Genomic DNA, 24,157 nt, shown 5'->3' with positions numbered 1-24,157 from the left:
GTGATTGAATAAAATCTGCGCTCTTGATTTAAAAGCACGACAGCAAAAAGGCATAACAATGGCGAATTTAGATGTAAACCCGCAACGCTACCAAGAACAATTAGCAGAAAAGACTGAGCGTCTTACTGAGATGTTCTCACAATACGATGTGCCTGAGTTGGAAGTGTATGAATCTCCAGAACAACACTACCGCATGCGTGCTGAATTTCGCGTGTGGCATGAAGGTGACGATATGTATTACGTCATGTTCAATCAAGAGACCAAAGAAAAATACCGTGTAGACCAGTTCCCAGCGGCTAGTCGTCTTATCAACGACTTAATGCCTCTACTAACAGATGCAATGAAAGACAACCACTCTCTACGCCATAAGCTATTCCAAGTAGATTTTCTTTCTACGTTGAGTGGTGAGATTTTGGTATCACTGCTTTACCACCGTCAATTGGGTGAGCAATGGATTCAAGATGCTAAAGCACTGAAGCAGCAATTGAATGATGAAGGTTTTAACCTAAACCTGATTGGTCGTGCGCGTAAGATGAAAATCGTCCTTGATCGCGACTACGTAATTGAAAAGCTAGATGTGAATGGTGATAGCTATATATACCAGCAAGTAGAGAACAGCTTTACTCAACCAAACGGCAAAGTAGCAGAGAAAATGCTGGAATGGGCTGTCGACTGCACTCAAGACAGCAAAGGTGACTTATTAGAGCTTTACTGTGGCAACGGTAACTTCTCATTAGCTCTGGCACAAAACTTTGAGCGTGTACTTGCAACTGAGCTAGCGAAGCCATCTGTTGAGTCTGCTCAATACAACATTGCGGCGAACAAGATTGATAATGTTCAGATTATCCGTATGTCTGCGGAAGATTTTACCGTAGCAATGGAAGGTAAGCGTGAATTCCGCCGCCTACAACAAGCAAACATCGATCTGAAGAGCTACAACTGCAACACTATCTTTGTTGATCCACCGCGTTCAGGTATGGACGTTGATACTTGTAAGATGGTTCAAGGCTACGAGCGCATCATGTACATCTCTTGTAACCCTGAGACATTGAAAGAGAACCTAGACATTCTAAGCGAAACACACGACATCACTCGTTTTGCTCTATTTGATCAGTTCCCTTATACGCACCACATGGAAGCCGGTGTATTCCTAGAGCGTAAAGCGTAAGTCTCGCTATCTAGGTCGAAGTCGAAGCTAAACAGCAGATACAAAAAAACGAGCCAATTGGCTCGTTTTTTTATTTATACGTTGACGTTGGTTTAAGCGGTTTTACCGATAAAGCCTAGCTTCTTACCTACCCAAGCGAGTAGCAGCATCGCGACAATAATCGCAAAGAAGTTTGATCCTGCATCAGGGTGTTGTGCTTTCACAAAAGCCGAATGGCCAAATGCACCTACAAAGAAACAAGCTAAACCCACTAATGGAATATCTTCAGATACTGGATTCGTTAGGTATTCTTGGTAAAGCGCTTGTACAGCCAAAACTAAAGCAATCAATGGGAAAATAGAGAAGCCCACTTCGCTCATTGTTACCCAAGATAACAGTGCATCACCACACACACCTGCAACAACAGCAAGTACGAGTGTCTTTCTTTCAGAACCACGGTTTACAGTATTATTTTCATTCGACATTATTCAATCCCGCCTTTTAATCGGTTACGTTCACGTTCTTTACGATACCAAAAAGCACCTTTGGCCATCATTCGCAATTGCATGATCAAGCGATCAGCCAATTCATCTCGCTGACGTCGATCTAAATCTAATGCTTCTGCCCCTGAGTTGAAGACCAAAATGACGGAGGCTTCAGCTTGAGTAAAAGCTTCATCTCGTGTCATGCCAGTCGTTATCAAATATTCGGTTAACTCAGCAGAGAAGTGCTGTATCTCACGAGCTACCGCAGCACGAAACTCAAAAGAGGTTCCTGAGCGCTCTCGCAATAACAGTCTGAATACGTTTGGGCTGCTTTCAATGAATTCCATAAAGGTTTCAACCGAGGTACGAATCACACTGCCTTCTTTTACTATGCGTTGCCTAGCTTGACGCATTAGCTGACGCAACAGTAAGCCACCTTCATCAACCATGGTTAAGCCAAGCTCATCCATGTCTTTGAAATGACGATAAAAGGAAGTCGGCGCTATTCCAGCCTCACGAGCAACTTCTCTCAAGCTTAGGTTGGAAAAGCTACGATCGGCACTGAGCTGGCTAAATGCTGCGTCGATTAAGCTACGACGAGTTTTTTCTTTTTGCTGCGCGCGAATGCCCATTGGTTTCATACTTTATCAAACTCTTCTTTTACAGCCAAAACAGGCATGCCTAATACTCTGTTCAATATAACGCGAATCACATATTTATATAAGGCACTCTGGTTATATAAGACACTAAACACACCTCTTTGTTCACGTACCGAAGTAAATACGTTCGAAGAAAAAATTTCAATATCCACACTGTCATTTGGAGACATACAACATACCAAATATTATTTTTTCGATAACACTGCGTGATCCCACCGACTCTCTGATGCCCTTTTCATGTACCCAAGAACAGAATCAGTTAAAATCTCGCTAAAGCAATGTTAATCAAATATAACAAGGAAGATATCTATGCCGCACTCCAACCACTTTGATGTAATCGTAATTGGTAGTGGCCCCGGAGGAGAAGGGGCAGCGATGGGATTAACCAAAGCCGGGTTGAACGTTGCAATCATTGAAAAAGAGAGCAGCGTTGGTGGTGGTTGCACCCACTGGGGAACGATTCCTTCAAAAGCACTGCGTCATGCAGTAAGCCGCATCATTGAATTCAATAGCAACCCGCTGTTTTGTCAGAACAATAAAAGCATTCACTCAACCTTCTCCAACATTCTGGGTCATGCTAAATCAGTCATCGACAAACAGACTCGATTGCGTCAAGGCTTCTACGACCGTAACCAGTGCACATTGGTGTTTGGTACTGCGCGTTTTATCGATACTAACACTGTCTCTGTCATGCAGAGCGATGGTACTGAAGAACATTACAGTGCAGACAAATTTGTTATCGCAACAGGTTCTCGCCCTTATCAGCCAGACAACGTCGACTTTCTGCATGAACGTATCTACGACAGCGACTCGATCCTTTCTCTTAAACACGACCCTCAACACATCATCATCTATGGTGCTGGCGTTATTGGTTGTGAATACGCTTCAATTTTCCGTGGTTTAGGCGTTAAAACCGATCTTATTAATACTCGCGATCGCCTGTTGTCATTCTTAGACAATGAAACCTCGGATGCTCTGTCTTATCACTTCTGGAACAGCGGCGTTGTTATTCGTAACGATGAAACCTTTGAGAAAATTGAAGGTACTGACGACGGTGTAATCATTCACTTAGAGTCTGGTAAGAAAATGCGTGCCGACTGTCTACTGTATGCCAATGGCCGAACGGGTAATACTGACAAGCTGAATCTTGGTGCCGTTGGCTTAGAAGCGGACTCTCGAGGACAAGTATCAGTCAACAGCAACTACCAAACCAGTGTTGAACATGTTTACGCTGTTGGTGATGTGATTGGTTATCCTAGCCTAGCAAGTGCTGCTTATGACCAAGGTCGATTCGTAGCCCAAGCCGTGGTGAAAGGTGAAGCAGAACGACACCTTATCGAAGACATCCCAACAGGTATCTATACCATTCCTGAGATCAGCTCTGTCGGTAAAACAGAACAAGAGCTTACTGCGGCTAAAGTACCTTATGAAGTGGGACGATCTTCATTCAAGCACTTAGCTCGTGCTCAAATCGCAGGTAAAGATATTGGTAGCTTGAAGATACTTTTCCATCGTGAAACTAAAGAGATTTTAGGTATCCACGTGTTTGGTGAGCGTGCTGCTGAGATCATCCACATCGGTCAGGCGATCATGGAACAGAAAGGCGAAGCCAATACCATCGAGTACTTTGTGAATACTACCTTCAACTATCCAACAATGGCCGAAGCGTATCGCGTCGCAGCGCTGAACGGACTTAACCGTTTGTTCTAAACAAAGAACCAATAGGACTATTTGACCACCTGTAGGCCAAATACATAAACAGCAAGCTATGAGCTTGCTGTTTTCATTTAAACTACTGAATTATATAGTCATGCTAGCAATTAGATCATGATGTTCCAAATGCCACTTTACCTGCACAGCTTCTCTTTTTCGCTCCCTGAACTAATCTATCTAAGCTAAGCGAGAAACTCCCCTTTCTTCCACTGAGAGATAAATAGAACACCAAGACCAATGCCGCGCATTGCCATAAAGCTCAACATTGCTAGCCACAGCGCATGGTTCTCTAAACCTGATGCTAAGTAGAAAATCGCAAAGAAACTGCAGGTGGCCACAAACATACTGTTACGCATATCTTTGCCTTTGGTAGCGCCCACGAAAATCCCGTCTAGCAAGAAGCACCACATAGAAATGAGCGGCATCGCAATCAGCCATGGCAGATACACCTCAGCCTGACTCTTAACCTCTGGAATGGTAGTAATCATATTAATCAAACTAGACCCAGCAATCGCGAACGCTATGGTCAGTACCAAACAAATATTGAAGCTCCAGAAGAAAGTGCCAATCAAAGACTGATTTAATTCTTCTTTATCTTTCGCGCCAATCGCCTTTCCGACCATAGCTTCCATTGCATAAGCAAAACCATCCATCCCATAAGAGATGATCATCAAGAAGCTCATCAATACCGCATTAGCCGCCACCACATCATCACCAAAACTTGCACCTTGGAAGGTCATAAAAGTGAAAGTCGCTTGCAGACAAAGCGAGCGCAGAAAGATATCGCGATTCAGTTTTACGAAACGACTCAAACCTTGGCTGGTTTTCTTAAGCAGCTCCCATGGAGATGGCAGTTGCCTCTTCATCCAGATTCGATAAACACAAATTAAGCCAAACGTTAGACCCGCATAGTCCGCTATCACCGATGCCAATGCCGCACCTTCAACTTGCCAGCCGAGGCCAATCACAAATACGATATCTAAAACAATGTTGGTGATATTAGTGATAATCACCATCCACATTGGCGCTTTAGCATTTTGGGTTCCGAGCAACCAACCTAAAATTACAAAGTTAGTTAGGGCAGCAGGCGCACTCCAGGCACGGATAGAGAAGTACTGCAGGCCATAATGTTTGACTTGCTCGCTGGCACTGCTCAATGAGAAAACCGCATCCGCAACAAAGCTGTGTAAAAGCAAAAAGACACCAGCAAACCCTAAGGCCATAGTCACGCCTTGCACAAAGACTAAACCAAGCTGCTTACCATCATTCGCACCATAAGACTGCGCGGCCAATCCAGTCGTCGACATACGCAGGAAGCCAAGCAACCAGAAGGTCACACTGATCATGGTGCCGCCTAAGGCCACACCACCTAAATACCAAGAATGCTCTAGGTGACCAATAACCGCAGCATCGACTAAGCCCAGCAGTGGAACCGTAATATTAGAGAGAACCATCGGGATCGCGAGCAATAGCACTTTTTTGTGCATCGCCTGATTGGATAGCGTTTGAAAAATAGTTTGGGGATTAAATAGCTTCACGATCACCTCTTTGATTAGAGGCGATAGTTTAACCTAGTGGGTGGGCTTTCACTATGTTGTGGGGTTTTACTTATCTTGATACGTCTATTCCGCTACCTGCAAACAAAGTCGCTAGCACTACCACTTAACAAGCACTAACTGTGGCGTTAAGCGCTTTTTGACCTGAGAGATCTTACACAGTAATCGCTGCCACAATTTCCAACGATTGCATTGTTGATCAAGTGGAGAAAACGCTTTTACCCATTGCACCCATGGCAGCCAATTAAGAACACTGTCTACTGGAGAAGATAAGCCATGTGCATATTTTCCTGAACCAAGCTTTTGCCCAAGAGCACTAGAGCTTTTGTCTCCAGCTAACACTAAACACGCGTGTGCATGAGTAAAGTAACGACTCAATGACTGAATAAAATATGCGGTTTGTTGTTCATTGCAATCAAGCAAAGCATGTTCGCACACCACCATCACTGAGGCTTGTTCTGGGATGTTGAGCTCATCCAACCAAGTCAGATCGTCAACCGAACCACACTCCAAACGGTAGCGTTCATTCTTGTGGAACAGGCGTTGGCGCCAAACTAGATTTTCAGTTACATCCAATTCAACCCAATGACAGCGGCCATTATCTAAACGGTAGAAACGAGTATCGAGGCCTGCCCCAACATTGATAATCCAAGCATCTGGGTTATGAGATAGAAATTGTTGAACTTGAGAGTCACAAAGCTGAGTCAATGTTGCGTAGAGAAGTTGTTGTTGGTCGAGTTCACCAGTAAGACATTCTGGTGCTAATTGGCAGCGCTTGCAGGCTTGAGCTGCGATAGGGTCATAGACTAGGCCGTCATCGGCAAGGCTTTCGCGGCTGCGAAACCAAAGATGTTGAACGAGATCCGTCGGAACTTGGAATTCCTGATGTGCAGACCCTTGATCAAAAGGAGCCTTTTGAACAGAAGAGCGCGGCTTAGGAATAAGCGGCTTTATTTGAGGTTTGGTTGGATTTGGCATCATCATCTTCCTTGTATCTCGACAAAGAAGATGATAATGAATATCAATTATAATAACAAGTTATTGAGAATAAATATCAATAAGCTGTTTGTACTGATTACATCCAGTCAGTGTTGCGGATAATACCAACAGCCAGCCCTTCAATAGACAAGTGTTGAGATTCTAGATCGACATGGATTGGAGAAAACTCTTCATTTTCAGCGTGTAACAGCACCGTTGAACCTTTACGTTCTAGGCGTTTTACCGTTACATCATCATCGACACGAGCCACGACAACCTGACCATCGCGGACATCTTGTGTTTTATGAACAGCTAATAGATCACCGTCCATAATACCGATGTCTTTCATACTTTCGCCATTTACACGAAGTAAGAAGTCAGCTTGTGGTTTAAACATGCCTGGATCAACTTGATAATGCATTTCTACATGCTCTTGAGCCAAAATAGGCTCACCAGCGGCAACCTGACCGATTAGTGGTAAACCTTGCTCTTCATTCGCTGCATCTTCAAGCAAAATACGAATACCACGAGACGCACCCGGGATAATCTCAATCGCTTCTTTACGAGCAAGAGCTTTTAAATGTTCTTCTGCAGCATTAGCAGAACGGAAGCCAAGTTCGCGCGCGATTTCTGCACGTGTCGGTGGCATACCGAAATCTTCGATCTTACTTTTGATAAGGTCAAAAACTTGTTGCTGGCGGGGCGTTAACGGCTTCATGATTCACCTGTCTTTTTATACAGTTGACTGTGAGTATATCCAGTAACTGAACAAAAGCAAAGCAATTGGTTGTTTTTAGTTCATTTTTAGCGAATTACAAAAACAAGATCTCTAGCCACACGTAACCCGCTAATACTAAACAGATAAAAACTGCAGCTGAGCCAACATCTTTCGCCATCCCAGAAAGCTCATGATGTTCACTACCGATTCGGTCAACGACCGCTTCAATCGCGGTATTGACCAACTCGACAACCATCACCAACACGACTGCTGAAATCATCAAGATTCTCTCAACTTGGCTTACATCTAAGTAAAACGCCAACGGAATAAGCACTGCGGCCATGAATACTTCTTGTCGAAATGCCGCCTCGTTTTTAAACGAGCTCGTGATGCCTTGCCATGAAAAGCCCGCCGCTTTCACGATACGTTTGAATCCGGTGTTTGATTTTTTGGTCATTTTTAACCCTATACTCAATCAGTCGATGAATGATTTTCCACAAACTTAACGGCAATATGACTATTTCCATTAAAAGGTTAGACCAGTTTCTGGTATTCTTGCATCGATTAAATTTACGCCTAGGCTTATCCCTATTTCACTCACAGGATTTATCCTTTTCATCATAGAAATAGAGATACGCTTGAGCACATTGAAATAACTATTGAGGCAGTGAACCTATATGTCTTCTGGACAATCTTTTTCACGTTCATTAATGAAGCTACCTTTATCCGTATTGGTAAAGGGCACATCAATTCCTTCAAACCCTGTTGAGGATTTGAACATTGATTTGAGCAAACCGATTGTATACGCCTTACCGTTTCGCTCAAGTGTAGACATTCTTACATTGCAAAAACATGCACTTGAATTAGGGTTACCTGATCCGTTGAGCAAGCTTGAAATCAATGGCAAATCACTGCAACGCTACGTTTTTATCTCTTCTCGCAAAACTCTACTGCAAGACGATGATTATGTACCAAGCTCATCAATTGAAGTCTTCTCTGAGCTGCTTTCACTGCATGCTGAAGACTCTGATCTCGACGTTCAAGTTATCCCTGCCACTGTATTGTGGGGTCGTAAACCAGGTAAAGAGAATAACCAGAAACCTTACCTACAAGCAATGAACGGCTTAGAGAAATCAAAAGCGGTATTACTGGCAGGTCGTGACTGCTTGGTTCGCTTTAGTCCTGTGGTTTCTCTACGTTACATGGCTAACTCACACGGCACCGACAACACCATCGCACACAAACTGGCGCGCGTGGCACGTATTCACTTTTCTCGCCAAAAACTTGCAGCATCAGGTCCTAACCTGCCCAGTCGCCAAGCTCTGTTTGACCGCCTACTAAAATCTGAAGCGATCAAGAAAGCGATTGAAGATGAAGCACAAGCAAAAAACATCTCGATCGAGAAAGCGAGCAAAGAAGCTCAAGACATCATGGACGAGATTGCTGCGAACTTCTCTTACTCGCTAATCAAACGCGGTGAGAAGATTCTTGGTTGGTTGTGGAATAAGTTGTATCAAGGCCTGCATATCAGCAACGCTTCAACAGTTCGTAAGCTGGCTCAAGATGGTCACGAGATTGTTTATGTGCCTTGTCATCGTAGTCACATGGATTACTTACTGCTTTCTTACGTGCTTTACCACGAGGGCATGGTGCCGCCGCATATCGCTGCGGGTATCAATCTGAACTTCTTCCCTGCCGGTCCTATTTTCCGTCATGGTGGTGCGTTCTTTATTCGTCGTAGCTTCAAAGGCAACAAGCTGTACTCGACTATTTTCCGTGAATATCTGGCGGAATTGTTCGCCAAAGGTTACTCAGTCGAGTATTTCAGTGAAGGTGGTCGCTCTCGCACAGGTCGCCTGCTACAAGCTAAAACCGGCATGTTGGCGATGACTATTCAGGCTATGCTGCGCGGCATGAACCGTCCAGTAACGTTAGTACCTGTGTACATCGGCTACGAGCACGTAATGGAAGTGGCGACCTACGCAAAAGAGCTTCGTGGTAAGCGCAAAGAAAAAGAAAATGCGAGCCTAGTGATTCGTACGCTCCGTAAACTGCGCAATTTTGGTAAAGGCTACGTGAACTTTGGTGAGCCGATTCAGCTTAACCAATATCTGAACGAGCACGCTCCAGAGTGGACTAAAGATATCGATCCAATGGGAACCAGCAAGCCACAATGGATGAATCCAGTGGTCAATGACCTGGCAACCAAAATGATGACACACATTAACGATGCGGCAGCGACCAACGCACTAACACTTTGTGCAACGGCGTTACTGGCTTCAAGACAGCGTGCATTGTCTCGTGATTCTTTGGTTTCTCAGATCAACTGTTACCTGTCTCTGCTTAAGAACGTACCTTACTCTGATACATTTACGGTACCAAAAGACAGTGCTGAAGATCTGGTAAAACACGCTGAATCGCTGAACAAGTTCCTAATTGAATCAGACTCAATGGGCGACATCATTTCGCTAGACCGTCACCAGTCAATTCTGATGACCTACTACCGTAATAACATCATTCATTTGTTTGCTCTACCATCGTTAATTGCTCAGATGACCATTCGTCAGCACGGCCTAACCATTGACGCAATTCAAGAGAACGTTGCTGCTATCTACCCGTTCTTGAAGAAAGAGTTGTTCTTAAGCTACGACGAAGATCAGCTTGAAAGCGTGGTGGCGAACATCATTGAAGAGCTTGTTGGCCAAGGTATGCTTGTGGTGTCGGACAACCAAGTCACCATCAACCAGTCAAACAGCCAAGCACTGATGCTGTTAGGCCGTACGATTTCAGAAACGCTACAGCGCTACTCTATTGCTTTGAACCTATTGGCAGAAAACCCTGATCTGGATAAATCTGATCTTGAGCAGAAGAGCCAAGACATCGCACAACGACTGGGACGTCTACAAGGCATTAATGCACCAGAGTTCTTCGATAAAGGTGTGTTTGCGTCGATGTTCGCAACTTTGAAACAGCAGCAATATCTGGATAACGATGGTAACTGCGATTTAGAAAAGACTCAGCAATTCGCTAAGCTTCTTTACTCAATGCTTTACCCAGAGGTCCGTCTGACGATTCAAGAGAGTATCCACCAAGCAGAGTAATCGCTTGGTTAGCAATTGCTTTAATCACTAGACTGAACACGATCAAAAAAGGCACCCATTGGGTGCCTTTTTATTGAGCGTTCGTTTAGCAAAAAACTCATGCTTACCAGAAGGTAATGAATAAGCCTGCTGTCACTGCCATTCCAACATAATTGTTGTTTAGGAAAGCTTGGAAACATAAGTCTCGATCACGGTGGCGCATCAGATGTTGTTGATACACAAACAAGCCCCCCGCAACCAGCAGTGCCCAATAAAAGGTATCTCCTAATTGGTAATGCATGCCTAACGCTATTAACATCGCCAGTGTCACTAGCTGTAAGAAGCCAACGATAAGCTTGTCGAAACGACCAAATAGAATAGCCGTCGATTTGATGCCAATTTTTAAATCGTCATCTCGGTCAACCATTGCATATTGTGTGTCGTAGGCAATCGTCCACAACGCATTGATAATGAAAATAAACCAGACCACACTAGGTAGCTCATTAGTTTGCGCCGCCCAAGCCATTGGGATTGCCCAACTAAACGCTAAGCCGAGGAACAACTGTGGAAGGTGCGTAAAACGCTTCATAAAAGGATAAATGAAGGCTAAGCCAACACCGATAACAGAAAGCTTAATCGTCAGCGGATTCATGGTTAGCACCAGTAAGAATGAAACCATGGCTAGCACTAAAAAGAGCAGAATAGCTTCCTTACTGGAAACCAAACCGGAAGGTAATGGACGCTGCTTGGTGCGTTTTACATGACCATCCACTTTACGGTCAGCAAAATCATTGATCACACAGCCAGCTGAACGCATCAATACCACGCCGAGTACGAAAACAACCAAGACATCAAAATCAGGCATGCCTTTCGCGGCGATAATCAGCGACCATAAGGTCGGCCAAAGGAGTAACAGGGTACCAATCGGGCGATTCATTCGCGTTAATTGCCAATACGCCTTCGCTTTGGTGGCAAACATTTACAAACTCTCCTTAGAGTAAATGGGTGATGTTGGCAAAAACAGTTCTGCCACAAGCATCGGTTTATGGTTCATCCATAATCGAGAACGACGCGCGAGCAGTCGCTCATCGCCTGCGATAACCCAACCGACTTGCAGCGCATCTCGCTCCACGTTCTCAGCGCTGAACACGGTTAAACCAAGTGGGACATTACCTTGTTGAGAAAGGTCAGAGTGCTGATGATCTTCTAATGTGACTCGAGGAATCAAGGTTCGCCCTAACACCCACGGCTCATCATCACCCTTCAAAATCACTTTACGCAGTAAGCAATCAAACGATGATAAAAGAAGTTCCTCGTCCTGTTGTAGCATTGAGCGTTCTACAACTTGATTATGAAGTAACTCAACAGACAGGTGCTGACAGCTCTTGCCCAACTTGCGGGAAAGAGAACCTTGCTCCAAAAGCCACTCTCTGGTGATTTTATTAGGAAAATCAAATGTTTCTGTACTTTGCCAATCTACATTCATTAACGAATTAAGATACAGCGATATTGGCTGATTCATACTAGTATTCAATAGGTGACTTTACACGTACAATAAAGCTTCAACTTTCGAACAAAATTAAAGCGTTCTTCGAATTGTAAACGTATTTAGATTTAGACCGCTCATTGTAACAAGACTAATGCGTTTCGAATATCGCGAATAAACTAAAGAAAAGTCACAAATATGCACAAACGTTATGTAGCCCAAATATTTCTTGCGATTACCCTACTCTTTTCAGCATCAAGTTTCGCTGAAGAGGAATCGGCACCCAAACTAGCCTACTTCACGCTAGAGCCTGACCTGACCACCAATTTTTACACTAAAGGTAAAAAACTGGGCTACATTCAGGTTCGCCTCGATATAATGGTTGCGAATAGTAACGACTTGGCAGCCATTGAGCACCACCAACCACTGATTCGTGATGCGGTGATTGAATTGCTCGGTAAACAAAACGAAGAAACCATTAAGTCTCTATCTGGTCGTGAAGATTTAAGAAAAACCTTAGTTGAACATCTCAACAAGGTATTGCTTCCTGAAACAGGCAAAACCCTCATTGCTGACCTACTGTTTACCAAATACCTTTATCAGTAATAATGATGTAAAAACGAATCCAAATAAAAAAGCGGCTCATCTGGCCGCTTTTTTTTGTCTCTATTATTTAGCTACTGCCAAAAAGCATCTACTCACTTCGTGCTGAACTCGGTGCTTTCATAGCATCAATCCAACCAATAATGACACCAGCGGCTAGGCCAGCCAAATGAGCTGTGTTTGCAATGGCCATGAACGGTTGCATGTACCCAAGCACTAGCCACACCAACATAAAGCCGACGATCTGTCTTGGAATACCTAAACCAAGCTGAGGGGCTTTTGCACCCACCACCCATAGATAGCCAACCAAGGCATACACAACACCAGACAAACCACCGAAATTCGCCCCTTCAACCCAGTACTGCCCAGCACCTGAAAGCGCAGAAGAGACAGCAAAGACCTGAAGTAGCTTGAGGCTACCTAGTTTTTTCTCAATATCCCCACCTAACTGCCACCACCACAAAATATTAAATGCGATATGCATAACAGAGAAGTGCAGAACAGCATGGCTTAACCAACGCCACAATTGCCATTGTTGTCCGTCAACCGCAGGGAAATGTAGGGCGTTGAAAATAGCTTGACCAAAACCGACTTGCTGCAGTGCAAAAATCACCACACACACCAACATCAGGCTGAGTGTCACGGGGCCCGCTTTGGCTTTTATCATGCCCATAAAACTTGGCGTGTGATAATGGAAGTTGCTCTTTCTGGTCTCTGCCATGTCCCAAGATGCTGCTTGATAGCGCTTATGATTGGGCTCCGACAGGAAACGATTGAGCTCGGCCTCGGTTTCAACCTGATATTGACCATCAAGAAGCCAAAGAGCAAAACGCCCTTCTCCCTCAGGTGACATCTGAATAGGGATCTGACGAGAGGCCATATAATCAATAAACGCTTGAGCAAGACGTGGATTGTCTAACACCATCAATCTAATCATTGTTACTTCCTATTCATGCTATGAGAGATGCTTGAAGCGGTTCAAGTGATAAAGGCTATTAACCCGCGATCACTGGAAGTTCAGCACGATGCCAAGCTTCAAATCCACCATCAACACTATATACCTCTTCAAAGCCTTGGTTCACTAAATATTGTGCCGCACCTTGGCTACTAATACCGTGATAACACATCACTAAGATTGGCTGTTCGAACTCAACCTCATCCATGAACGACACCATCGTATCGTTAGTAAGATGGTAAGCGGTTTTTGAGTGAGCTACCGCAAAAGACTGCGGGTCACGTATATCGACAAGTCGAGCTGCGCCTTGTTCAATAAGGGCTTGAGCACCTTTAACATCGATATGTTTAAACTGGTCCATGACTTTCTCTTTTATACTGATTTACTTTGCTGCCATTGTAACCTATCCCAAGGCTAACAATCACATCCACTTAATAAGGTTATCCACCAGCGATCACTTTTACACCATTTGTGGATAAACCTGTGAATTGCGTGAATAAAGTGCTTTTTTTAAAATAGATCCACAACATGTAGTAATGATCCTGATCTAGCTGTGGGTTAACTGAAACATATCCCCACTCGAAAAACCCCTTCAAAGCCTTACTACACCCTGCTTTTAGACAGCTGACGAATAAACTTCTCACAGAGTTATCCACAAAATCACTTTGCAAATTTCGATCGCAAAAATTGAGAAATCGATCCAAAACAAAAAGGCCGAGATCTCTCGATCTCGGCCTTTTCAAAATTCAGCTATTTGTTAGCTCTACTAGAAAGTAGAAGCTAGATGCTAGATGCTAGATGCTAGATGCTATTAGAAATCGCCAACGGCTTGTTTCAATTTCTTCATCGCATTCTTTTCTAACTGGCGAACACGCTCTGCAGAAATGCTGTAGGTATCCGCTAAGTCTTGCAGTGTCGACTTATTATCATCTAACCAACGTGAGCGCACAATGTGCTGGCTGCGTTCGTCTAAGCTCTTCAATGCGAGTCCTAAGCGATTATTGGTATGAGATTCCCAGTTAGCCGCTTCAACCGTTTCAGCAACGTCTGATGCTTTGTCTTCTAGGTAGTAAACTGGAGCCGTGTAAGCAGAACCACCGTCATCGTCATCCATCGGGGCTTCAAACGTAGCGTCTTGTGCCGCTAAGCGAGATTCCATTTCACGAACTTCTGAAGGCTCAACGCCCAACTCACGTGCAACCGTCTCAACTTCGCCGTTATTGAACCAACCTAAACGCTTTTTAGACTTACGAAGGTTAAAGAACAATTTACGTTGTGCTTTCGTTGTTGCGATCTTAACGATACGCCAGTTACGCAAAACGTACTCATGAATCTCAGCTTTGATCCAGTGAACAGCAAAAGAGACTAGACGAACACCAACTTCTGGATTGAAGCGCTTAACAGCCTTCATCAAGCCGATGTTACCTTCTTGGACGAGATCAGCCATTGGTAGCCCGTAGCCAGAGTAGCCTCTTGCAACGTGTACCACGAATCTTAGGTGGGAAAGGATCAAGCCTTTCGCAGCGTCGATCTCACCTTTGTAATGTAATCGCTCTGCAAGTCCACGTTCCTCTTCAGGAGTCAGCATAGGGTAGCTGTTCGCTGAGCGGATATAGCTATCTAAACTATCTTGTGTGACTAAAGCCATTTGATACGCTTGGTTTGCCATTCGGTTCCTCATCAATCTCTGATCTGGAGTAATACATCTATTAAAACCCGACAATCTTGAACCTAAAATGAACAGGTTTCAAGGAGGGGGAAGTAATTATGCATAATCAATTCTTCTATACAAGGCAAAAACTGGTTAAGAACTGCCTATTTTTCGTATAAATATGACTCTATTCACCTAAACTGGTTCAATTTCTTTTAGGTGACGCTGTGCAGAAAGCTTCGCAGCCACACTACCAAGCAGGGTTCCGACGATCAAAAGTAATAAAGACTCATCCCAACTCAGGCCAATTAAGCGGAAATGGCTATCATAAAGCTGAGCCAAATCATCCACTGCACTATTGAGCAATACGGTAATCAATGCCGTCATTACCCAAGCACTAATCGAACCTAAAACGCCAAACCACATCCCAGCATAAAGGTATGGTCGAAGAATGTAGCTGTCGGTAGCACCAATCAGCTTCATGGTTTGAATCTCATCTTTATGCGCCAACACATTAAAGCGTAATGTATTGCCAATAATCAAAAATACCGCGCCCAACATCAATACCGTTAAGGTAATAACGATGACCGCTGCTAATGCTTTGATCGCATCTAATCGAGCTAACCAATCTTCGTCTAAACGAACATCGGTCACTAGCTCTTGCTTTTTAACGTTGCTTGCTAATTCTTTGATTAAGACATCACTGTGCACGCTTGGCGTAATCACCAACACACCTGGCAATGAATAATCATCTAGGATAGTCAGGGCATCTTCAAAACCAGAATACTGGCTTAGATCCGCAAGCCCTTGTTGCGGTGAAATGTATTCCACCAGCTCGACTTGATCCCAACTTTCAATTTCATCCTTAAGCACCATTACTCTCGGCTCAGGAATACCATCCTCTACATAAGCACTTATTTGTGACGGGCTGGTGACATCTTGAGCCACTTCACCAACGTTCTTGCCCAGTAGGTACAAACAAGCTGGCATCGCCAAAGCCATTGAGATCACCGCAAGGGTCAACAAGTTGCCCAACGGACGTTGCCACATTTGCGAGAACGATGACTTAGCTTGTTTCCAATGAACAACAAAGAAGCCGTCGCTTGAAGCCCGGTTTGCTGCTCGATTGGATTGAGGTTTCTTGATGCGCTTATTCGCGGCCATAGTCTTCAACCTCACTCAAAAAGCCTTGGTTTAATTCAAGATGACGGTACTGAGGGCGAGTGTTCACTAACCCGATATCGTGCGTCGCTAGGATGATCGTAACACCCGCGCGGTTGAACTCTTCAAACAAACGTAATACACGGTTAGATAATTCAGGGTCGAGGTTACCGGTCGGCTCATCCGCTAAAAGCAGAGTTGGACGGTTAACCACAGCGCGAGCGATACCCACGCGTTGCTGCTCACCACCAGAAAGCTGGCTTGGCAAACAACGGGCTTTGTCTAGTAAGCCGGTTTTATCCAACGCAGCACTGACTCGGCGTTTTATTTCATTTTCAGAAATAGATTCAATACGCATAGGCAGTGCGACGTTATCAAAGATAGAGCGATCCATCAGTAGGCGATGGTCTTGAAAGACAATCCCGATGTTACGACGTAAGAAGGGAATGTCTTTAGCTGGAATACGAGTGATATCGTGATCGTTAAACCAAACACGTCCGTCAGTTGGACGCTCGATGGCGCAGATCAACTTCAGCAAGGTACTTTTACCAGCTCCAGAGTGCCCACCCAAAAAAGCCATCTCTCCACGTTTAAGGTGAAAGTCCACTTTTTGGAGCGCTTGTCGTCCGCCTCGGTAGGCTTTGCTCACTTGCTGAAATTTGATCACCGAAAATTCCTCTTACGATCACTCATATCAAATTTAAAACGGTAGCAGGTTAAGGATAAACCACTTTGCTACTCGCGTTACTCTTCGCGGCTAAATAGTGCTTCAATAAAGTCTTTAGACTCAAATGGACGCAGGTCATCAATGCCTTCACCCACACCAATGTAGCGGATTGGAATCTGGAACTGATCAGCAATTGAGAAAATCACGCCGCCTTTCGCCGTACCATCTAGCTTAGTGAGCGTAATACCCGTTACTGGTGCCACGTCACTGAACAGCTTCGCTTGGCTGATAGCATTCTGACCGGTACCTGCATCTAGCGTTAACATGATTTCGTGCGGTGCAGAGTCATCAATCTTCTTCATTACACGAACAATCTTACGCAGCTCTTCCATCAAGTTGCTCTTGTTCTGCAAACGACCTGCAGTATCAGCAATCACAACATCAACACCACGCGCTTTCGCCGCTTCAATGGCATCGTAGATAACAGACGCGCTATCGGCACCTGTGTGCTGAGCGATCACAGGAACGTTATTACGTTGACCCCAAACCTGAAGTTGTTCAACCGCTGCCGCACGGAAGGTATCACCCGCCGCCAACATCACTTTCTTGCCTTCACTTTGGAATTGTTTAGCCAGCTTACCGATCGTAGTTGTCTTACCGACACCGTTCACACCAACCATTAAAATAACGTAAGGTGTTTTAGTCGTATCAACAACCAGTGGCTGTTCCACTTGGCTTAAGATATCCGCCATCTCTTCTTTGAGCAGACCATATAGAGCTTCACCGTCTTTTAGGTCATTGCGAGATGCTTTTTCTGTCAGATTTTCAATGATCTTAACCGTGGTATTCATACCCACGTCTGCAATCAGAAGTTGCTCTTCTAGTTCTTCAAACAGATCTTCATCGATTTGTTTACCCTTGAACAAGCCAAAGAAGCCAGCACCGATGTTTGCTTTAGTGCGGCTAAGACTACGCTTAAGGCGCGCAAAGAAGCTTTCTGTCGGCTTATCTTGAACTTCTTCAACCTGAGCTTGAGGAACAGCAACATCTTCCTGTTCTGCTTCTGCTTCTGCTTCTGCTGCGACAGGTTGCTGCTCTTGTTGAGTTTCTTCAAGCGCTTGCTCAGATTCAACCGACTTAGATTCAGTTGGCTTAGCTTGTTCAGCTTCAGGCGCGGCCTGTTCAGCCTCGACTTGTGATTCAACTTCAGTTTGATCTTCAACGTTTTCTACGTTCGCTTCATTCTGAGTTTTTGGGCTTTGTTCTTCGTCACCAAAACCAAGCCACGATAATAATCCGCGCTTCTTTTTTTCCGTCATCAGAGGAGTTTCCTAGATCTACTAATTAGCTGTATTGACTTAATACACGTCGACTCTTTGCTATTGTTATACAATACAAGCTTGTACAAACGAATAGTAAAGAAAAATGACAAAGCAGTGATAAGTTTGCTTTTAGCTTGATACACTTTGTCATTGCAAATTTATTTAATACTCGAACCCACTTAAATTGGGCTCGGTATAGTATCACTTTATTAGCGGTCAAAAAATCTATGGTAAGACGTCGCCAGCAAAACACATCACAAAAAAAGCCATCCGGAGGCTTTGTTCGAATTATTAGTGGCTCATGGAGAGGTAGAAAGCTACCTGTTCATGATTTAGAAGGATTACGCCCAACCATTGACCGAGTAAAAGAGACACTCTTTAACTGGGTGGCTCAAGATATCCCACATTCAACTTGCTTGGATGTATTTGCCGGTTCTGGCGGTCTAGGTTTTGAAGCAGCTTCTCGCCAAGCAAAAATGGTGACACTGCTCGAAATGAATCAAAAGGCGGCCAAACAGCTTTCTGATAACGCGAAAGAGCTTAAGGCAGACAACATCAATGTCGTGAATACTGATGCTATCTCTTTCCTTAAGAAGCCAGGTACTCCTTACGATATGGTTTTCCTTGATCCACCATTTCGTAAAGGCTTACTTGCAGAAACTGTACAACTGCTTGAGAGCAATGGCTGGTTGGCAGACAACGCCATCATTTACGTCGAGACAGAAAAAGAGCTGCAGCTTGAGGCTATGCCAGAGAACTGGGAATTGCATCGCGATAAGACCACTGGCCAGTCTAGCTACCGACTGTTTAATCGAACCACTGAAGAATAGGAGTTATTGAATGAAGTTCTTACTTCCACTAGCAAAAGTAGCCATCGCCTTTGTTTGGTTTATCTTAATCGTAAATATTTTCTATCCATTCCCGGGTAATGCTGCGATTGCGCTTTATATCATGACAGCGTTCTTGTTCTTCATGCACGGCCTGCAGATGCTGATTTTTATCGGTGCATTCGGCGATAAGATCGAAATGTCACGTTGGGAGAAGTGGTCAATATTGATTTTCGGAGTCTTTGCCCTACTCGATATCCGACGCAAACACATGATGTAATCAAGCTTAAGCTCAGATATAAAACGCTTAGCTACAGAAAACATCATGACAGAAACATTAAATACAAGAACGCCGCTCATTTGAGCGGCGTTTTTTTTATTCAGCAATGATACTGATGTTAGCCCATGTAGCCTTTTACACCATCTAGGAACATTTGCGTCGACAACATAACCAACAACAAGCCCATCAAGCGTTCGATGGCTTTAAGGCCTCGCTCACCCAGCACTCGCAAGAAGAAACCATTAAACATCAGAATAAAGAAGGTCGCGCCCCAAGCCAGCATCACTGCGCCTGAAAGCTCTAACATGTTGTCAGGGTGCTGTGTCGACAACAGAATCAATGCAGCAATCACCGACGGGCCTGCAATCATAGGGATCGCCATCGGCACGATAAATGGTTCTTCACCCGCCGCTAGGCCGGTAATACTACCCGCACTTGGGAAAATCATCTTAATCGCGATGATAAACAGAATAATACCACCAGAGATACTCAAGGTTTCAGGCTGCACGTGCAGGAAGTTCATGATGCTTTGGCCAGCAAACAAGAACAACAGCAGGATAATCAGTGCAAACATCAGTTCACGAACAAGAACAATACGGCGACGCTTCGGATCAATATGCTTAAGGATAGAGAGCACGATTGGTAGATTGCCAAGCGGGTCCATAATAAGAAACAGCATGGTTGCTGCAGATAAAATTTCCATAAGTTTGTCTCGAAAAGCGTAAGTGCGCGGAGTATAGCAGCCTCAACATTGATTTTCGAACGCAGTAATAAAAGGATTAACTTATGTAATTAGAAGGGAATTTTTCGAGAGCAAATAGAAAGGAGAAAAGTAAAAAGATAATTTAAGAGTGAAGCCGAAACGTCGCATCCACTCTTCTTATCTATAAACGCCAAAAGGCTCAAAAAACCAGTTGTTACTCGAGATTAGTGGTTACACACACGTTCGCGATTGGTGCAAAGTTTGTCATCAACAACCACGACCTTTTCCATCTTCAGGAAAAATTTCAGCAGGCCATCCAAATCCAGACCATTTAGCTTACAAGTATGGAAGCGAGTTTCTGCACCATATGTTTGAGCGAGCTCTTGCGTCAACTCTTCACGAGTCAGGGGCTTTTCACTCAGTAGGTTTAAAACGTTGTGTGCATGAATTTCGGTAGTCATAACTCTATCTCATGTTTAATGAAGTAGACGTAGAGTACCTACTTTCATCTTAGCTGCCTTGATGTAGCTCAGAATTAAGCGAGCTCTACCCTAAATGGTAAGGGAAGCAACAATGAGAGCGTGCGCGAGAAAGTAACTGCCCGTCACCCAAAAGTAGGCACCTTTGATTGGGCTACGATAGAAATTTAGCGCATACGCCAGAGCCGAAAGTAGTAACACGCTACAGCCAGCAAAACCAACCGCATGTGACAATTGAGGATCAAGCAACCAGAGCTCACCAGAAGCCCATGCAAGCTGAATAAGCACGATACCCATGATAACCACAGGAAAGACGAGTTTGTCTAAGCGAGGCAGAAGTAAGAAGAAAGCAACGACACAAGCAGCTAATAGAAGCGCGAACAACCACCAGACCATTTCTCCTGATAGTTGTAACCAAAATGCTTTGCTGTAACAGAGCTGAGCCAATAAGAAGCATACAAAATGCAAAGGACGCTTTTGAGTAACCGTATGAAGGGCATCTGCGATTGCAGAGATCGCCAACCCAGCGACTATCCAATAGGTAAAGTCAGAAACGACAGATTGAGTTAAAGCAATGGTCGCCAATAATACAAAGGTAAATACCTTATACGACAAGGCCTGACCGATATGTCCATGTTTCGTTCCTGCTATTGCTCCGATACCAGATAAGGAAACCGCCAACCAACTCCACATACCATTTGCCCCATTGCTTTAAATCGTCGCCAGTCTAGGCACACGAGTGTTGATGTAAAGCCTCAGCCCCTCAAAATTGGATCTTGATTACGCTTCCACTAAAAAGAGCCTCTTTAGATTGAAGTCGTCACAATTACCATGATGACTATGGCTATTCTTTTAAAACTAGAGTGATTCATCGACAAACTTATTTAAATTGGCATTAGAGCGTCCAGACTTGAATTTTAGTCACTTCTAACCTACAGACTCCTTATAAAACCCCCATATATCATCAAATACCACGCTTTAAATTTAAAAAGAACCGTATTTAAGGTTAATTATAACAACAACTTAAACAAACAAATTCAGAGTTAACAGGGAAATGAAAACACCACATCACTCTAGACTTATAAAGTAAGTGGCTTGCTTTCTTAAAACCCAACTTTGTCAGGTTTTTTCAAGTCCTCTGTAAAAACCCCCACAAAAAACAACCCGAAAAATAAAAAACAGAACAAAATCAAAGCCAGAAACCACCAACCCCTATTAATACAGTTTAACAACCTTTAACAATATAAATTACACAAAATGACCATTACAAAACAACAACTTAAATCAAAAAGGTATAAACATGAAGCACAACGTATAAAATAAGAACACACCAAAAAACACAGTTAAACACACCCAAACAAGCAAAAAACCAATAGTTTTCTACTACTTTTAAAGCTTTCGAAAGTAATTCTTGATCTAAACCTATAAGTAGTGCTATTCTTTAAAACATAGCGAGAGACAACCAAATTTAGGAGTAGTGTTATGATTTCATCTTCGCAAAGACAAGGACTTGTAATGATCGCGGTAGTTGTAGGTCTAATGACACTACCGATGATGTACTAAGCAAGTTACAAATAAAAAAAGGGACGCCATGAGCGTCCCTTTTTTTGTTCAATTTTTTCACTTCGAAAACAGATGCAGTGTTAGTACATCCCAGTTCGCATAATAGAAACCCGCAGCTGCTAAAGTCATTGCCATCATCAGTAAGATCGCAACTCGCCAGATAAAACGACCACTACGTGGAGTCAGCTCCTTCTCACAGTCGTTACACATCATGATGAACTTATGTTGGTCTTCCAACTTAGCCTCATGTTCATTGACTACCTTATTACGACACGTTGCGATATAACGCAGCTTGCTCACCATATCGTGCGGTAGCCTTTCTTCACAGCTTGTTACAAGCTCATGCAATCCTTCGCCTTCGGCATGATATTGAAGCCTCAATAACTTCTCTATATTGCGAGTTCTTGTCACCACTTTTTCAATATCGGTCATCTTGGCCCTCCCACTCCACACTATAATTCTAGTCGAGCATTCCCTTATTTTTATACAAATTTACTGATATTTACGTGAGAAAGAGACAATAAATAACAATGCTTTATCCCAAACAAGCCACTAAATGTGATGTCTGCCGAAAAATAATCAGCTTGGCTTACAACAGTTCACGAATAACAGCTTTAAACACATATCCCTATTGCTTGAAAGACTAGAATAACCATCACGACTACATGGAGGTTATATGCCTAATTCACTCTTTTTTGCCATCTTTGCACTTGCTGGTCTAGCGGCTTGGGTATTTATTGGTTTCTATCGAAAACACTCGCAAGGTGAAAATGCGCCAGAAAAGAAAGTGAATGTCACGGTGTTAGACAAACAATCCATCGACCTTCCTGACGCAGAACCTGGCCAAGAAGATCAAGAGTACTGGATTTACGTTCAACGTGGTGTCGTTGGTCCAAAACGAGAATTCCAAGTCGGCATCCACTACTTCCACGCCCTTAACCCTGGCGACAAAGGAACCTTAACCTACCAAGGCGATAAGTTCTTACACTTTGCGTTGAAGCGCTAACCCTAGCCGCCTCAACTTTCTCTTCTAAGCAATCCATCAGAAAGCCTTAGCACCCACCGCTAAGGCAATAACCAACGCGTTCTCTCTGACTTAGAGACCAACCAGCTCATCCATAACGCGCCAGCTCCGCTGATCACGATCCATAATGGAATAACCCAAGCAGGGTGTCCTTGGTACCAACCGAACTCTTTCATTGGCCACAAGAAAATCGGGTGCAGCAGATAAATACCTAAGCTGTGTTTACTGATAAAACCAACCACTTGATTGCTCTTCTCAGACAAACCTTCACCATAGTAACGGCACACCATGAACACCATGCTCGCCGCTAATACGGTATTCAACGTCTTGTAAGATAACCAACGCCCTACTGTGTACTCTTCTGCTACCAAGCTTGCATCAACCACCATGTAAACCGTGGTCAGTAACGCTAACCCACCAAGTAACACACTCACGCCGACGGTCATCTTGTTAAGTGGCACAATCTTATACAGCAAGTAACCCAATGGTAAGTACCCGGTGTACAACCACAATTCGTGGCTCCAAGGGCCATCGATTTTCAATAAGAACAATAACGTAGTGAACAACCATACCGCCGTAAAGGCATAGACCGATCTATCACCGTACTTTCTGACCATGATCTGTAAAAAAGGAATCACAAAGTAGAGTGGGATAAAGTAATAAAAGAAGCCAAGGTGATAGTAGGTATAGTGATGATAGCTATTGAGTAGCACATCCCAACTAACGTCAGCATCAAAGCCCATCGCAGACCAACCCGATAGGTAGGTATAGAACAGCGACCAGACAATGAAAGGGATCAGCACCTTACCCAGACGACGCTTGAGGTAGTACTTAGCGTCAAACGGGCGCTGATCACTCAGCATCAGAGCACCAGTAATCAAGATGAACACCGGCACCGCCCAACGACTGAAACCGTTCACCGTAATGGCGGTCAGCCACTCACCGAAAGGAATGGTGCCTAATTCATTCCGATAAGGCGCCAAAACATGAATCGCGATAACTGCTATGGCCGCGACACATCGTGCTAAATCAAAAAAGAGAATTCGCTGCTTCATGTAAATGCCTGATTAATATTCAATCATTCTACTATAGCAATAAAA

Annotated in this window: 27 protein-coding genes; 7 read left to right on the top strand and 20 right to left on the bottom strand. The window is 43.9% G+C overall.

Features of this window, described 5'->3' with window-relative positions; genetic code table 11:
* Window positions 1-58: 58 nt before the first annotated feature.
* A complete protein-coding gene (gene trmA, locus AACU28_RS24470) occupies window positions 59-1,168 on the top strand; it encodes a tRNA (uridine(54)-C5)-methyltransferase TrmA (RefSeq protein ID WP_004736694.1) in 1,110 nt (369 codons plus the stop codon).
* A 92-nt stretch (window positions 1,169-1,260) separates the two neighbouring features.
* Here trmA and AACU28_RS24465 read toward each other — a convergent pair whose 3' ends face one another.
* From AACU28_RS24465 to AACU28_RS24455, 3 genes are read right to left on the bottom strand one after another with little or no spacing between them, the layout of a single operon-like run.
* Window positions 1,261-1,632: a YijD family membrane protein gene (locus AACU28_RS24465; RefSeq protein WP_004736696.1), complete on the bottom strand. Its 372-nt coding sequence runs from the start codon at window positions 1,630-1,632 to the stop codon at window positions 1,261-1,263.
* Window positions 1,632-2,273, bottom strand: a complete 642-nt coding sequence (fabR, locus tag AACU28_RS24460) for an HTH-type transcriptional repressor FabR (protein ID WP_004736697.1) — start codon at window positions 2,271-2,273, stop codon at window positions 1,632-1,634. The genes AACU28_RS24465 and fabR overlap by 1 nt, the downstream gene beginning before the upstream one ends.
* Window positions 2,270-2,461: a hypothetical protein gene (locus AACU28_RS24455; RefSeq protein ID WP_004736698.1), complete on the bottom strand. Its 192-nt coding sequence runs from the start codon at window positions 2,459-2,461 to the stop codon at window positions 2,270-2,272. Before AACU28_RS24455 ends, fabR begins: the two co-directional genes overlap by 4 nt.
* Window positions 2,462-2,600: 139 nt before the next feature.
* Between AACU28_RS24455 and sthA the strand changes: the two genes are divergently transcribed.
* Window positions 2,601-4,001 carry a Si-specific NAD(P)(+) transhydrogenase gene (gene sthA / locus AACU28_RS24450; protein ID WP_121603717.1) on the top strand — a complete coding sequence of 467 codons (1,401 nt, stop codon included), beginning with the start codon at window positions 2,601-2,603 and terminating at the stop codon, window positions 3,999-4,001.
* A 185-nt stretch (window positions 4,002-4,186) separates the two neighbouring features.
* Here the strand turns inward: sthA and dinF are convergent, their stop codons facing one another.
* The 4 genes from dinF to AACU28_RS24430 form a co-directional block, all read right to left on the bottom strand.
* Window positions 4,187-5,542: an MATE family efflux transporter DinF gene (gene dinF, locus AACU28_RS24445; RefSeq protein ID WP_029404911.1), complete on the bottom strand. Its 1,356-nt coding sequence runs from the start codon at window positions 5,540-5,542 to the stop codon at window positions 4,187-4,189.
* Between the two features lie 117 nt (window positions 5,543-5,659).
* Entirely contained in the window at window positions 5,660-6,538 is an 879-nt protein-coding gene (locus AACU28_RS24440; protein WP_121603716.1) for a class I SAM-dependent methyltransferase, read from the bottom strand.
* Between the two features lie 97 nt (window positions 6,539-6,635).
* Entirely contained in the window at window positions 6,636-7,256 is a 621-nt protein-coding gene (gene lexA, locus AACU28_RS24435; protein WP_004736702.1) for a transcriptional repressor LexA, read from the bottom strand.
* Window positions 7,257-7,350: 94 nt separating this feature from the next.
* Window positions 7,351-7,713, bottom strand: a complete 363-nt coding sequence (locus AACU28_RS24430) for a diacylglycerol kinase (protein ID WP_102572244.1) — start codon at window positions 7,711-7,713, stop codon at window positions 7,351-7,353.
* Between the two features lie 220 nt (window positions 7,714-7,933).
* On the opposite strand from AACU28_RS24430, the gene plsB reads away from it, so the two are divergent.
* Complete coding sequence (gene plsB, locus AACU28_RS24425; RefSeq protein ID WP_017079818.1) at window positions 7,934-10,357, top strand: glycerol-3-phosphate 1-O-acyltransferase PlsB; 2,424 nt, start codon at window positions 7,934-7,936, stop codon at window positions 10,355-10,357.
* A 103-nt stretch (window positions 10,358-10,460) separates the two neighbouring features.
* On the opposite strand, the gene ubiA is transcribed toward plsB, so the two are convergent.
* Both ubiA and AACU28_RS24415 read right to left on the bottom strand, forming a co-directional pair.
* Complete coding sequence (gene ubiA / locus AACU28_RS24420; protein ID WP_054542655.1) at window positions 10,461-11,315, bottom strand: 4-hydroxybenzoate octaprenyltransferase; 855 nt, start codon at window positions 11,313-11,315, stop codon at window positions 10,461-10,463.
* Window positions 11,316-11,858 carry a chorismate lyase gene (locus tag AACU28_RS24415; RefSeq protein ID WP_183091215.1) on the bottom strand — a complete coding sequence of 181 codons (543 nt, stop codon included), beginning with the start codon at window positions 11,856-11,858 and terminating at the stop codon, window positions 11,316-11,318.
* Window positions 11,859-12,020: 162 nt separating this feature from the next.
* Here AACU28_RS24415 and AACU28_RS24410 point away from each other — a divergent pair, with 162 nt between their 5' ends.
* Window positions 12,021-12,428 (top strand): flagellar basal body-associated protein FliL, encoded by a 408-nt coding sequence (locus AACU28_RS24410; protein ID WP_004736708.1) that lies wholly within the window; start codon window positions 12,021-12,023, stop codon window positions 12,426-12,428.
* 88 nt (window positions 12,429-12,516) lie between these two features.
* On the opposite strand, the gene glpG is transcribed toward AACU28_RS24410, so the two are convergent.
* From glpG to ftsY, 6 genes are all read right to left on the bottom strand, one after another.
* On the bottom strand, window positions 12,517-13,362 hold the full coding sequence (gene glpG / locus AACU28_RS24405) for a rhomboid family intramembrane serine protease GlpG (protein WP_121603714.1): 846 nt from the start codon (window positions 13,360-13,362) through the stop codon (window positions 12,517-12,519).
* 58 nt (window positions 13,363-13,420) lie between these two features.
* The gene (gene glpE, locus AACU28_RS24400) at window positions 13,421-13,741 is read right to left on the bottom strand and encodes a thiosulfate sulfurtransferase GlpE (protein WP_017083188.1); all 321 of its coding nucleotides are present in this window, start codon (window positions 13,739-13,741) and stop codon (window positions 13,421-13,423) included.
* Window positions 13,742-14,191: 450 nt separating this feature from the next.
* Window positions 14,192-15,049 carry an RNA polymerase sigma factor RpoH gene (gene rpoH, locus AACU28_RS24395; protein ID WP_026012297.1) on the bottom strand — a complete coding sequence of 286 codons (858 nt, stop codon included), beginning with the start codon at window positions 15,047-15,049 and terminating at the stop codon, window positions 14,192-14,194.
* A 177-nt stretch (window positions 15,050-15,226) separates the two neighbouring features.
* Window positions 15,227-16,195 carry a permease-like cell division protein FtsX gene (gene ftsX, locus AACU28_RS24390; RefSeq protein WP_004736584.1) on the bottom strand — a complete coding sequence of 323 codons (969 nt, stop codon included), beginning with the start codon at window positions 16,193-16,195 and terminating at the stop codon, window positions 15,227-15,229.
* Window positions 16,182-16,859, bottom strand: coding sequence for a cell division ATP-binding protein FtsE (gene ftsE, locus AACU28_RS24385; RefSeq protein ID WP_004736585.1), 678 nt, complete (start codon window positions 16,857-16,859; stop codon window positions 16,182-16,184). Before ftsE ends, ftsX begins: the two co-directional genes overlap by 14 nt.
* 77 nt (window positions 16,860-16,936) lie before the next feature.
* Window positions 16,937-18,178 carry a signal recognition particle-docking protein FtsY gene (gene ftsY, locus AACU28_RS24380; protein ID WP_121603713.1) on the bottom strand — a complete coding sequence of 414 codons (1,242 nt, stop codon included), beginning with the start codon at window positions 18,176-18,178 and terminating at the stop codon, window positions 16,937-16,939.
* Between the two features lie 230 nt (window positions 18,179-18,408).
* On the opposite strand from ftsY, the gene rsmD reads away from it, so the two are divergent.
* Both rsmD and AACU28_RS24370 read left to right on the top strand, forming a co-directional pair.
* The gene (gene rsmD / locus AACU28_RS24375) at window positions 18,409-19,011 is read left to right on the top strand and encodes a 16S rRNA (guanine(966)-N(2))-methyltransferase RsmD (RefSeq protein ID WP_004736589.1); all 603 of its coding nucleotides are present in this window, start codon (window positions 18,409-18,411) and stop codon (window positions 19,009-19,011) included.
* Between the two features lie 10 nt (window positions 19,012-19,021).
* Window positions 19,022-19,288, top strand: coding sequence for a DUF1145 domain-containing protein (locus AACU28_RS24370; RefSeq protein ID WP_004736590.1), 267 nt, complete (start codon window positions 19,022-19,024; stop codon window positions 19,286-19,288).
* 118 nt (window positions 19,289-19,406) lie between these two features.
* On the opposite strand, the gene AACU28_RS24365 is transcribed toward AACU28_RS24370, so the two are convergent.
* The 4 genes from AACU28_RS24365 to AACU28_RS24350 all read right to left on the bottom strand — a co-directional run bounded on the left by AACU28_RS24365 (window position 19,407) and on the right by AACU28_RS24350 (window position 22,465).
* On the bottom strand, window positions 19,407-19,991 hold the full coding sequence (locus AACU28_RS24365; RefSeq protein WP_009848232.1) for a YhgN family NAAT transporter: 585 nt from the start codon (window positions 19,989-19,991) through the stop codon (window positions 19,407-19,409).
* Window positions 19,992-20,215: 224 nt separating this feature from the next.
* A complete protein-coding gene (locus tag AACU28_RS24360; RefSeq protein WP_017084862.1) occupies window positions 20,216-20,452 on the bottom strand; it encodes a YecH family metal-binding protein in 237 nt (78 codons plus the stop codon).
* Between the two features lie 90 nt (window positions 20,453-20,542).
* Window positions 20,543-21,163 carry a lysoplasmalogenase gene (locus AACU28_RS24355; RefSeq protein ID WP_121603712.1) on the bottom strand — a complete coding sequence of 207 codons (621 nt, stop codon included), beginning with the start codon at window positions 21,161-21,163 and terminating at the stop codon, window positions 20,543-20,545.
* Window positions 21,164-22,090: 927 nt separating this feature from the next.
* Window positions 22,091-22,465, bottom strand: coding sequence for a hypothetical protein (locus AACU28_RS24350; RefSeq protein WP_004736595.1), 375 nt, complete (start codon window positions 22,463-22,465; stop codon window positions 22,091-22,093).
* A gap of 244 nt (window positions 22,466-22,709) precedes the next feature.
* Between AACU28_RS24350 and AACU28_RS24345 the strand changes: the two genes are divergently transcribed.
* On the top strand, window positions 22,710-23,039 hold the full coding sequence (locus tag AACU28_RS24345; RefSeq protein ID WP_004736596.1) for a DUF2500 domain-containing protein: 330 nt from the start codon (window positions 22,710-22,712) through the stop codon (window positions 23,037-23,039).
* Between the two features lie 59 nt (window positions 23,040-23,098).
* Here the strand turns inward: AACU28_RS24345 and AACU28_RS24340 are convergent, their stop codons facing one another.
* Window positions 23,099-24,112, bottom strand: a complete 1,014-nt coding sequence (locus AACU28_RS24340; RefSeq protein WP_102502508.1) for an acyltransferase — start codon at window positions 24,110-24,112, stop codon at window positions 23,099-23,101.
* Window positions 24,113-24,157 lie beyond the last annotated feature (45 nt).

The sequence above is a fragment of the Vibrio sp. SBT000027 genome, assembly GCF_963894355.1.
Lineage (GTDB): Bacteria > Pseudomonadota > Gammaproteobacteria > Enterobacterales > Vibrionaceae > Vibrio > Vibrio splendidus.
Note: the sequence above shows the minus strand (reverse complement) of the source record. Positions and strands in the feature narration are given on the sequence as shown.

Bases quoted from the DNA above. Each gene is read 5' to 3' on its own strand.
- ftsX (WP_004736584.1), bottom strand. From the start codon at position 16,195: ATGGCCGCGAATAAGCGCATCAAGAAACCTCAATCCAATCGAGCAGCA.
- plsB (WP_017079818.1), top strand. From the start codon at position 7,934: ATGTCTTCTGGACAATCTTTTTCACGTTCATTAATGAAGCTACCTTTA.
- AACU28_RS24415 (WP_183091215.1), bottom strand. From the start codon at position 11,858: ATGAATCAGCCAATATCGCTGTATCTTAATTCGTTAATGAATGTAGAT.
- AACU28_RS24360 (WP_017084862.1), bottom strand. From the start codon at position 20,452: ATGACTACCGAAATTCATGCACACAACGTTTTAAACCTACTGAGTGAA.
- ubiA (WP_054542655.1), bottom strand. From the start codon at position 11,315: ATGTTTGCCACCAAAGCGAAGGCGTATTGGCAATTAACGCGAATGAAT.
- glpE (WP_017083188.1), bottom strand. From the start codon at position 13,741: ATGGACCAGTTTAAACATATCGATGTTAAAGGTGCTCAAGCCCTTATT.
- glpG (WP_121603714.1), bottom strand. From the start codon at position 13,362: ATGATTAGATTGATGGTGTTAGACAATCCACGTCTTGCTCAAGCGTTT.
- rpoH (WP_026012297.1), bottom strand. From the start codon at position 15,049: ATGGCAAACCAAGCGTATCAAATGGCTTTAGTCACACAAGATAGTTTA.
- AACU28_RS24410 (WP_004736708.1), top strand. From the start codon at position 12,021: ATGCACAAACGTTATGTAGCCCAAATATTTCTTGCGATTACCCTACTC.
- AACU28_RS24340 (WP_102502508.1), bottom strand. From the start codon at position 24,112: ATGAAGCAGCGAATTCTCTTTTTTGATTTAGCACGATGTGTCGCGGCC.
- AACU28_RS24465 (WP_004736696.1), bottom strand. From the start codon at position 1,632: ATGTCGAATGAAAATAATACTGTAAACCGTGGTTCTGAAAGAAAGACA.
- AACU28_RS24365 (WP_009848232.1), bottom strand. From the start codon at position 19,991: ATGGAAATTTTATCTGCAGCAACCATGCTGTTTCTTATTATGGACCCG.
- AACU28_RS24350 (WP_004736595.1), bottom strand. From the start codon at position 22,465: ATGACCGATATTGAAAAAGTGGTGACAAGAACTCGCAATATAGAGAAG.
- AACU28_RS24345 (WP_004736596.1), top strand. From the start codon at position 22,710: ATGCCTAATTCACTCTTTTTTGCCATCTTTGCACTTGCTGGTCTAGCG.
- AACU28_RS24370 (WP_004736590.1), top strand. From the start codon at position 19,022: ATGAAGTTCTTACTTCCACTAGCAAAAGTAGCCATCGCCTTTGTTTGG.
- AACU28_RS24430 (WP_102572244.1), bottom strand. From the start codon at position 7,713: ATGACCAAAAAATCAAACACCGGATTCAAACGTATCGTGAAAGCGGCG.
- sthA (WP_121603717.1), top strand. From the start codon at position 2,601: ATGCCGCACTCCAACCACTTTGATGTAATCGTAATTGGTAGTGGCCCC.
- fabR (WP_004736697.1), bottom strand. From the start codon at position 2,273: ATGAAACCAATGGGCATTCGCGCGCAGCAAAAAGAAAAAACTCGTCGT.
- ftsY (WP_121603713.1), bottom strand. From the start codon at position 18,178: ATGACGGAAAAAAAGAAGCGCGGATTATTATCGTGGCTTGGTTTTGGT.
- AACU28_RS24355 (WP_121603712.1), bottom strand. From the start codon at position 21,163: ATGTGGAGTTGGTTGGCGGTTTCCTTATCTGGTATCGGAGCAATAGCA.
- AACU28_RS24455 (WP_004736698.1), bottom strand. From the start codon at position 2,461: ATGTCTCCAAATGACAGTGTGGATATTGAAATTTTTTCTTCGAACGTA.
- AACU28_RS24440 (WP_121603716.1), bottom strand. From the start codon at position 6,538: ATGCCAAATCCAACCAAACCTCAAATAAAGCCGCTTATTCCTAAGCCG.
- trmA (WP_004736694.1), top strand. From the start codon at position 59: ATGGCGAATTTAGATGTAAACCCGCAACGCTACCAAGAACAATTAGCA.
- rsmD (WP_004736589.1), top strand. From the start codon at position 18,409: ATGGTAAGACGTCGCCAGCAAAACACATCACAAAAAAAGCCATCCGGA.
- lexA (WP_004736702.1), bottom strand. From the start codon at position 7,256: ATGAAGCCGTTAACGCCCCGCCAGCAACAAGTTTTTGACCTTATCAAA.